The sequence below is a fragment of the Mesorhizobium sp. M7A.F.Ca.CA.001.10.2.1 genome (assembly GCF_003998575.1).
Lineage (GTDB): Bacteria > Pseudomonadota > Alphaproteobacteria > Rhizobiales > Rhizobiaceae > Mesorhizobium.
The window spans coordinates 1-1454 of sequence record NZ_RZQY01001004.1 but is presented as its reverse complement, the minus strand read 5'-3'; the positions used below and the strand labels follow the sequence as shown (position 1 = coordinate 1454).

The window sequence follows — 1454 nt, the reverse complement described above, 5'->3', positions numbered from 1 at the left end:
GGGCTATATCGGCCTCGACAACCGCAAGGTCGGGCGCACCGCCGCATGGATGATCTCCAAAGCAGCCAAGCGGCCCGGCAAGGTCGCCCTCTTCGTCGGCAGCCACCGCTTCCATGGCCATGAGCTGCGCGAGATCGGCTTTCGCTCCTTCTTCCGGGAGCATGCGCCGGAGTTCAGCGTGCTTGAAACGCTGGTCAATCTGGAAGCCAACCAGGTGACCCATGACGCGATGATCGATCTTCTGGCGCGTTATCCGGATCTTGCCGGCTGCTACGTCGCCGGCGGCGGCATGGAAGGCGCGGTCTCGGCGCTGCGGGCAGCGAAGCCCGCGACCATGCCGGTGGTGGTCTGCAACGAGATCAACGCCGAATCGCGCGCGGCACTCGCCGACAACATCCTCACCATGGTGATCTCGACCCCGCTCGCCGCTTTGTGCCGTGAGCTCGTCGACCTGATGGCGCATGCCATCGAAACCGGCGCCGCCAACGCTCCGGGCCAGACCTTCCTGCCCTTCGACATCTACCTGCCGGAAAACATCTAGCCCGCCGCCGCGCAAGCCCGCCGAGGCAAATGATAGAATCCATCAGAGCGATGCGTAAATCGGCCCGCAGGCCGCGGAATCGCCCTTGACGCCCCGATGTGAAATGGAATAAATATTTCATCATCTGTGTATTTTGGTTCTTTCGTTCCGGAATATCTGTTTCAAACAGAGGGCTTGACGTTCCAGCCAGGAGGCAGGCGTCACCCGGAACAGAAAAGACATCAGGGAGAGATTCCCCGGGGAGATCGGGGATTCCGGATAAATCGGTGAAACCGGGCACCAATATGTGGAGGAGAAACACAATGAAGAAATTGATTTTGGGCGTCGCCTTCGCGGCGCTGATGAGCTCATCCGCCATGGCCGCCAAGGTTGGCGTGTCGATGGCCAAGTTCGACGACAACTTCCTGACCGTGCTGCGCAACGGCATGATCGAGCAGGCCAAGGGCATGAGCGGCGTCGAGCTGCAGGTCGAGGACGCACAGAACGACGTTGCCAAGCAGCTCGACCAGATCAAGAACTTCGCCGCCTCGGGCGTCGATGCCATCATCGTCAACCCGGTCGACACTTCGGCCACGCAGGCGATGTCGGACGCCGCCGCCGCAGCCAAGATCCCGCTGGTCTATGTCAACCGCGAGCCGGTCAATGTCGACACGCTGCCCGACAACCAGGCCTTCGTCGCCTCGAACGAAGCCGATTCCGGCACGCTCGAGACCAAGGAAGTCTGCCGCCTGTTCAAGGAAGCCGGCAAGAAGGAAGCCAATGTCTATGTGATCATGGGCGAGCTTTCCAACCAGGCCGCCGTGCAGCGCACCAAGGACATCGACGATGTGATCGCGACGCCGGATTGCAGCTTCATCAAGATCATCGACAAGCAGACGTCGAACTGGAACCGCGACGAGGCGCAGAACCTGAT

General features: G+C 60.9%; 2 protein-coding genes. Both read left to right on the top strand.

Features of this window, described 5'->3' with window-relative positions; all coding sequences use genetic code 11:
- Window positions 1-541, top strand: a 541-nt coding sequence (locus EN964_RS34455) for a substrate-binding domain-containing protein (RefSeq protein ID WP_164766317.1), incomplete at its 5' end; no start/stop codon positions are given.
- Window positions 542-843: 302 nt separating this feature from the next.
- The coding region (locus tag EN964_RS34450) for a substrate-binding domain-containing protein (protein WP_164776378.1) at window positions 844-1454 on the top strand (611 nt) is incomplete at its 3' end.